This window comes from Actinomadura sp. 7K507, assembly GCF_004348425.1.
Lineage (GTDB): Bacteria > Actinomycetota > Actinomycetes > Streptosporangiales > Streptosporangiaceae > Spirillospora.
Genome location: NZ_SMKK01000342.1, coordinates 1 through 7,426 on the forward strand (window position 1 = coordinate 1; position 7,426 = coordinate 7,426).

General features: G+C 72.5%; 7 protein-coding genes. 6 read left to right on the top strand and 1 reads right to left on the bottom strand.

The window, feature by feature from the left end:
• The coding region (locus tag E1285_RS41675; RefSeq protein WP_243723425.1) for a VOC family protein at positions 1 to 471 on the top strand (471 nt) is incomplete at its 5' end.
• A gap of 15 nt (positions 472 to 486) precedes the next feature.
• On the opposite strand, the gene E1285_RS41680 is transcribed toward E1285_RS41675, so the two are convergent.
• Positions 487 to 1,884, bottom strand: coding sequence for a PLP-dependent aminotransferase family protein (locus E1285_RS41680; RefSeq protein ID WP_132160245.1), 1,398 nt, complete (start codon positions 1,882 to 1,884; stop codon positions 487 to 489).
• Here E1285_RS41680 and E1285_RS41685 point away from each other — a divergent pair.
• The 5 genes from E1285_RS41685 to E1285_RS41705 all read left to right on the top strand — a co-directional run bounded on the left by E1285_RS41685 (position 1,883) and on the right by E1285_RS41705 (position 7,184).
• Complete coding sequence (locus E1285_RS41685) at positions 1,883 to 2,932, top strand: DMT family transporter (protein WP_132160247.1); 1,050 nt, start codon at positions 1,883 to 1,885, stop codon at positions 2,930 to 2,932. The two genes, E1285_RS41680 and E1285_RS41685, sit on opposite strands and share 2 nt — an antisense overlap.
• A gap of 17 nt (positions 2,933 to 2,949) precedes the next feature.
• Complete coding sequence (locus E1285_RS41690) at positions 2,950 to 3,996, top strand: hypothetical protein (RefSeq protein WP_243723426.1); 1,047 nt, start codon at positions 2,950 to 2,952, stop codon at positions 3,994 to 3,996.
• A 190-nt stretch (positions 3,997 to 4,186) separates the two neighbouring features.
• Positions 4,187 to 4,408, top strand: a complete 222-nt coding sequence (locus E1285_RS41695) for a hypothetical protein (RefSeq protein ID WP_132160249.1) — start codon at positions 4,187 to 4,189, stop codon at positions 4,406 to 4,408.
• A 155-nt stretch (positions 4,409 to 4,563) separates the two neighbouring features.
• Entirely contained in the window at positions 4,564 to 5,502 is a 939-nt protein-coding gene (gene dapA / locus E1285_RS41700) for a 4-hydroxy-tetrahydrodipicolinate synthase (protein WP_132160251.1), read from the top strand.
• Positions 5,499 to 7,184, top strand: coding sequence for a ribonuclease J (locus tag E1285_RS41705; RefSeq protein WP_132160253.1), 1,686 nt, complete (start codon positions 5,499 to 5,501; stop codon positions 7,182 to 7,184). Before dapA ends, E1285_RS41705 begins: the two co-directional genes overlap by 4 nt.
• The last annotated feature ends 242 nt before the right edge of the window (positions 7,185 to 7,426 follow it).

Consider the following 7,426-nt stretch of genomic DNA (forward strand, 5'->3'; position numbering starts at 1 on the left):
GCCCCCGCCCCCGCCCGCGCTCTACTGCGCGCGTGCCGCCGGACGCCCGGCGCACGCCGCCCGGATGGCGGCCCGGACGACGGGAGGTGCGCGATGACCGGCGTCACCCCGACGGTGGTCACCCCGAAGGTGGGCAACATCGTCATCGACTGCGCCGACCTGGACGCCATGGCGGCGTTCTGGGGCGGGCTGCTCGGCATGAAGACGACGGACGTGAGCGACGACTGGCTCGACCTGGAGCGGCTCGGCGGAAACGGTCCACTCCTGTCGTTCCAGCGCGTCCCCGAAGCCAAGACGATCAAGAACCGGCTCCATCTGGACCTGGACGTCCCCGACATCCAGCTCGCCGGACGGCACGCGGAGAGCCTCGGCGCGACCGCGGCGACCGCGCCGCTGGGAGACCCGGCGGCACCCTTCAGGGTGTGGCGCGACCCGGAGGGCAACGAGTTCTGCTTCTGCACCCAGCGGTGACGGGCCGCGCCGGGCTCATGAACGGAGGACGGCGGCAAGGCGGCGGACGCCTTCGGCCAGCTCCGGCTCCGAGGCCGCCGTCCCGTAGCTGATCCGCAGGTGCGGGGCGTGCGCCTCGGCGGGGAAGAACGGCCGCCCCGCGCTGACCAGCACCCCGGCGCGCAGGGCGGCCTCGGCGAGCGCGGTGTCGTCCACGCCGTCCGGCAGCCTGGCCCACAGGTGGAGACCGCCGTCCGGGGCCGCGACGCGCAGCTCCGGCAGCTCCCGGGCGAGCGCGGAGAGGGCCGCGTCCCTGCGCGACCGCAGTGCCGCGCGGACGGCCCGCAGGTGCCGCGGCCAGCCGGGCGAGCTGACCAGTTCGAGCAGCGTCTCCTGGAGCGGCCTGGCCGGGAAGAACTCCTCGACGAGCTGGGTCGCGCGGATCCGCTCGGCGACCGGCCCGCGGGCGATGACCGCCGCGACCCGCAGGCTGGGCGCGGTCGCCTTGGTCAGCGACGCGATGTGCACGACGCGCCCCTCGGCGTCCTGCGCGATCAGGGGCGGCGGCGGGGACGCGGTGATGCCGAGGTGCCGCGCGAAGTCGTCCTCGATGACGAAGGCGCCCGCCGCCCGCGCCACGTCCAGGACCTTCTCGCGCCGCTCGGCGCTCAGCACGGCGCCGGTCGGGTTCTGGAAGGCGGGCTGGCAGTAGAACGCCCGCGCCCCGCTCATCGCGAACGCCTCGGCGAGCAGGTCGGGACGCACTCCGTCCCCGTCCACCGGGACCGGGACCGGGTGCAGCCCGCTCGCCCGCGCGACGGCGAGGACGCCGAGGTAGGTCGGCGACTCGACCAGCACGGGCGCGCCCGGCGCGAGCAGCGCCCGCAGGACGGTCGTCAGCGACTGCTGCCCGCCGCTGGTGATCAGGACGTCGGCGGGGGCGGCGGCCGGGCCGGCGGCGCGGGCGAACCAGGCGCGCAGCTCGGGCATCCCGCCGAGCCGCGGCATCTCCCAGGCGTCCGGCCGCCGGGCCGCCCGGGCCGCAGCCGTGGCCAGGGCGCGGACCGGCTGCAGCGTGGGGTGCAGGTAGCCGCCGCTGAGCGCCACCACGCCGTCCGGTGCCGGGGTGAGCAGCCACGACACCCCGGCCGAGTCCACCGACCGGTCTCCGAGCGTCACCGCCTGCCAGCTGAGGTCGGCCGGCTCGGAGACGGCGGCCGCGGGCCGGTCGGCGGCGAACGCGCCGCTGCCGGGACGGGTCACGACCAGCCCTTCGGCGGCGAGCAGCCCCAGCGCACGCGACACCGTGACCGGGCTGACCCGGTGCCGGTCGACGAGCGCCCTGCTGGACGGCAGCCGTTCGCCGGGGGACAGCCGGCGGACGTCGTGGCGCAGCGCGTCGGCGAGCGCCGCCACACTGCTATCGTTGTTCATGAAGCCTAAAGATAGCGCTACTGCGTCGCCGCCGATAGCGGGGACCGTCCTCGGACGGGGCCTCTGGCTCGCGTCGCTGGGTGTCCTGATCTTCTCGTTCACCATTCCCGCCACGGTCTTCGCGCTGGACGGGCTCGACCCGTACGTCGTCGGCATCGGCCGCGCCGCCGCCGCGAGCGTCCTGGCCGCCCTCGCACTGCTATCGGTGCGGGCCCGCCGGCCGGAGCGCGGCCAGTGGACGGGGTTCGCGGTCGTCATCGGCGGTGTGATCTTCGGGTTCCCGGTGCTCACCACGCTCGCGCTCGACCACGGCGCCTCGTCCTCGCACTCGGCCGTCGTGATCGGCCTGCTGCCCGCCACCACCGCCGTGTTCGGCGTGCTGCGCGCGGGGGAGCGGCCGTCCCGCGCGTTCTGGCTGGCCGCCGCGGGCGGCGCGGCCTGCGTCACCGGCTTCGCGCTGATCCACGGCGCCGGCCGGCTCGCGGCCGCCGACCTGCTGCTGTTCGCCGCCCTGGTCGCCGCCGCGGCCGGCTACGCCGAGGGCGCGCGGCTGACCCGGGCGATGCCCGGCTGGCGCGTCATCTCCTGGGCGCTCGTGCTGGCCGCGCCCGTCACCGTCCCGGTGACCGTGTGGCTGCTCGCGACGACCGGGCCTCACTGGACGGGACGCGCCGTGCTCGGCTTCGGGTACGTGGCCGCGTTCTCCGCCTACCTCGGCTTCTTCGCCTGGTACGAGGGACTCGCCCGTGCCGGGATCGCCCGCGCCAGCCAGGTGCAGCTGGCCCAGCCGGTGATGACGCTGCTGTGGTCGGGGGCGTTCCTCGCCGAGCGGATCGACGCGACGACCGCGCTCGCGGCCGCCGCGGTCCTGGTCTGCGTCGCCCTGACCCAGCGGACACGGGTTGGCCCACCACGGGTAGTCCACGCCCCGCCCTCTCGGCACGCCATGTCGGACCGCGACAGGGCGGACCGCGACAGGGCGGACCGCGACAGGGCGGACCGCGACAGGGCGGACATGGTGGCCTCGCGGGCCGATCCGCCCGTTTGATCCGGGATCATTGCCGGGTGCTGAGAATCGGACGGGCCGGTGGAGTCCTGGGTCGGGTGCTGCGGTGGACGGCGTGGGCCGCGGCCTACGTGCTGGGGCTCGCCGCCCTCGTGCTCGCCGGAGCCTGGGTGTGGTGGCAGCAGGAACCCGAGGCGCGCGGTACCGAGACGAACGCGTTGTGGGCGCGGCACCAGTGGGTGGGGGAATCCCACACCGAGGCGGAATACCGCGAGCTCGGGGCTCTGTTGAAACAGCATCGGATGACCGACGTGTTCTTCCACGCCGGCCCGTTCGAGGCGGACGGAACGGTGCCACCGGCCAAGTACCGCTACGCGCGGCAGCTCATCGAGGCGATGCGCGAGTACGCGCCCGGCGTGCGCCTCCAGGCGTACCTCGGGCAGATCCGGGTGGTGGACGGCGACGGCGTCATCGACTTGGATGATCCGGCCGTGCGCGAGCGGGTGCTCAAGACCGACGCGGCGTTCCTCGATCTCGGATTCGACGGCATCCACTACGACTTCGAACCCATCTACCCCGACGACGAGGCGTTCATGACGCTCATGGAGCGCACCCGCGAGCTGACCCGGTCGAGGGGTGCGCTGCTGTCGGTCGCGCTGGAGCAGCTGACCCTCCTGGACGGCGCTCAGCCCGTCTACAAGGCGCTGCTCCCGCGCGGCGGCAGGTACCACCAGCCGCCCCGCCCGACGAAGGAGTTCTTGCGCGACGTCGCCGGCCTCGCCGACCAGGTCGCGATCATGACGTACGACGTGACGCTGCCGACCGAGTCCCTGACCGGATGGCACTTCGCCTGGCACACGCGTACGACGCTGGAGCTCATCGGCGACCGCACGACCGTCTTCGTCGGCGTCCCCACATACCGCCCGCTGCTGGAGTGGGCGGAGGAGCTGCCGGTCGCGCTGCGCGGCGTCCGGCGCGGGATCGATGGCCTGGAGCGGCCACCGAAGCGTCCGTACGGCGTCGGGGTGTACGCGGCCTGGACGACCAGGCCCGATGAATGGGCACGTTATCGCGCCGACTGGCTGCCCGGGACGGCCGGTGGGTGAGGGTTCCCGCCCGCAGGGACACTCCGGACGAACGCACTTAAAACTGGCGGCGGAGATACCCGGCCGATGACGTTTCGATTCGCGTGTACGCGCAGGTAGAAAGGGTTGGATAGCCGTGCGCCCGCGGGGGTAGAGCACGGTTCGCACGTCCGGTTCGACCAGCGGAAGGCAAGGAAAGGGGACGAGGCCGATGGGCACTCAGCAGACCGCGTGGCGCGACGGCGACCGGCTTGGCGAGCTGTCAGCCGAGTTCACCGGCTGGCGGTTCGGGCGGGGCGGTTCCGGCCATTGGTGGGCCGTCCGCGGGAACGACCTCGTACGCACCCCCGACGTCGAGGAACTGCGCGTCAGGCTGCAGGAGATGACCGCCGGGTCATGTTATCCAAACGAGTCCGGGAAGTGGCCGGACTGACCCCGTAACGAGGCATTTGCGTGCCACGATGTGGATGTGGGAGCCGCCGCCACGCGTACCCCCGAGCGTGTGGCGGCGGCTTCTTCCACGCCGGTTGCCCGTCAGCTTGGACCTGCGGGTCCACCACCCGCGGCCGGAGCGGTACCGTTCGATGCATGGCACCCAGCACATCACCTGACGCTCCGTTCGGACGGATGCTGACCGCCATGGTCACTCCGTTCCTGCCGGACGGCGGCGTCGACTACGACGGCGCCGCGCGCCTCGCGACCCACCTGGTCGACGAGCGGCGCCATGACGGCCTGGTCGTCAACGGGACGACGGGCGAGTCGCCGACGACGAGCGACGACGAGAAGCGCAAACTTCTGCACGCGGTCATCGAGGCGGTCGGCGACCGCGCCGTGATCGTCGCCGGTGCCGGGACGAACCACACGGAGCACACGCTGCAGCTCGCCCGCCAGGCCGAGGCCGCGGGCGCGAACGCTCTGCTCGTGGTCACGCCGTACTACAACAAGCCCCCGCAGGAGGGCCTCGTCCGCCATTTCACGGCGGTGGCCGACGCGACCGGGCTGCCCGCCATGCTGTACGACATTCCCGGGCGCGCGGGGGTGCCGATCCAGAACGACACGCTGGTGCAGCTCGCCGACCACCCGCGGATCGTCGCCGTCAAGGACGCCAAGGGCGACCTGTTCGGCGCGTCCAGGGTGATGGCCGAGACCGACCTCGTCTGGTACTCCGGCGACGACAACCTCAACCTGCCCTGGCTGTCGGTCGGCGCGGCGGGGTTCGTCAGCGTGGTCGGCCATGTCGTGGGCGCCGAGCTCCATGAGATGATCGACGCATATCGCGCCGGCGACCACGGGCGCGCGCTGGAGATCCACCGGCGGCTGCTGCCCGTGGTCACCGCCATCATGACCCGTACGCAGGGCGCCATCGCCGTCAAGGCAGCGCTGAACCTGCTCGGCCTTCCCGGGGGCGGCCCGCTGCGCGCTCCGCTCGTGGAGGCCTCGCCGGAGTTCGCGGCGCAACTGCGTGAAGACCTCACGATTGGGGGAGTCAAAGTGCCCGAGGTAACCATCCCGGAGGTCGCCCGGTGAGTCATCCTCACCCGGATCTCTCGGACCCGCCCGCGCCGCCCGAGGGCGGCCTGCGCATCGTCGCGCTCGGCGGGCTGGGGGAGATCGGCCGCAACATGACCGTGTTCGAACACGGCGGCCGGCTGCTCGTCGTCGACTGCGGCGTGCTGTTCCCCGAGACCGAGCAGCCCGGAATCGACCTGATCCTGCCCGACTTCGAATACATCAGAGACCGCCTGGACGACATCGAGGCCGTCATCCTCACGCACGGCCACGAGGACCACATCGGCGCCGTGCCCTACCTGCTGCGCGAGCGGCGGGACATCCCTCTGGTCGGCTCGAAGCTGACGCTCGCGCTGCTGGAGGCCAAGCTCACCGAGCACCGCATCAAACCCGTCACCGACATGGTGACGGAGGGCGAGCGGCGCAACTTCGGCCCGTTCGACCTCGAGTTCCTCGCCGTCAACCACTCGATCCCGGACGCGCTCGCCGTCGCCGTCCGCACCTCCGCCGGGCTCGTCCTGCACACCGGCGACTTCAAGATGGACCAGCTGCCGCTGGACGGCCGGCTCACCGACCTGCCCGGTTTCGCCCGGCTCGGCGCCGACGGCATCGACCTGCTGATGTCGGACTCGACCAACTCCGAGGTGCCCGGCTTCGTCACCAGCGAGCGCAACATCGGCCCGGTCGTCGACGAGGTGTTCCGCACGGCGCAGGAGCGGCTCATCGTCGCCTGCTTCGCCTCGCACATCCACCGCGTCCAGCAGGTCCTCGACGCCGCCGTCGCCAACGGCCGCAAGGTGTGCTTCGTCGGACGGTCGATGGTCCGCAACATGGGCGTGGCCCGCGAACTCGGGTACCTCAGCGTGCCCGACGGGATCATGGTCGACCAGAAGGAGCTCGACGACATCCCCGGCGACCGGCTGGTGCTGGTGTGCACCGGCTCGCAGGGCGAGCCGATGTCGGCGCTGTCGCGGATGGCGAACCGCGACCACTCGATCCGCATCACCGAACGCGACACCGTGATGCTGGCGTCGTCGCTCATCCCCGGCAACGAGAACGCGGTCAACCGCGTCATCAACGGGCTCACCCGATGGGGGGCCCGGATCGTCCACAAGGGCAACGCGCTCGTGCACGTGTCGGGGCACGCGTCGGCGGGCGAACTGCTGTACGTGCTCAACGTGACCAAGCCCGCCAACTTCATGCCGATCCACGGCGAGTGGCGGCACCTGCGCGCGCACGCCAAGCTCGCCGCGCTCACCGGCGTACCGGAAGAGTCCGTCGTGATCGCCGAGGACGGCGTCGTCGTCGACCTCGTGGACGGGCGCGCCCGCATCGTCGGCGCGGTCCCCGCCGGATACGTGTACGTGGACGGACTGTCGGTCGGCGAGGTCACCGAGACATCGCTGAAGGACCGGCGCATCCTCGGCGAGGAGGGCTTCGTCTCCATCGTCGTCGGGATCGACTCGACGTCCGGCAAGCTCGTCGCGGGGCCCGAGGTGCACGCCCGCGGCGCCGGCATCCTCAACGAGGACTTCGACGACATCATCGCGCGGATCGAGGGCGTGCTGCGGGACTCCGCCGGCGACGGCGTGAACGACATGCACCAGCTCAACCAGCTCATCCGGCGCACGGTCGGCAGGTGGGTGAGCGACAACTACCGCCGCCGCCCGATGATCATCCCGGTGGTCGTCGAGGTATGACGCGCGCGTGACGGCCGCGGGGCCTCCCGTCCCGCGGCCGTCCCGGCCGTCCCGGTCGTTCCCCAACACGCCCGTTCGTCATCCCGGGAACCCCGGGGATGCTTGGTTACTCTCATAAGCATGGCCACACGTGCGTCCGGGGCGAAGTCCTCCTCTCGTGCGGGGGGCAGCAGTGGGGCTCGCAAGTCCGCTGGTTCGTCCCCCCGGAAGCGGCCGAGCGGCGGTGCCGGGAAGGGCGGGAG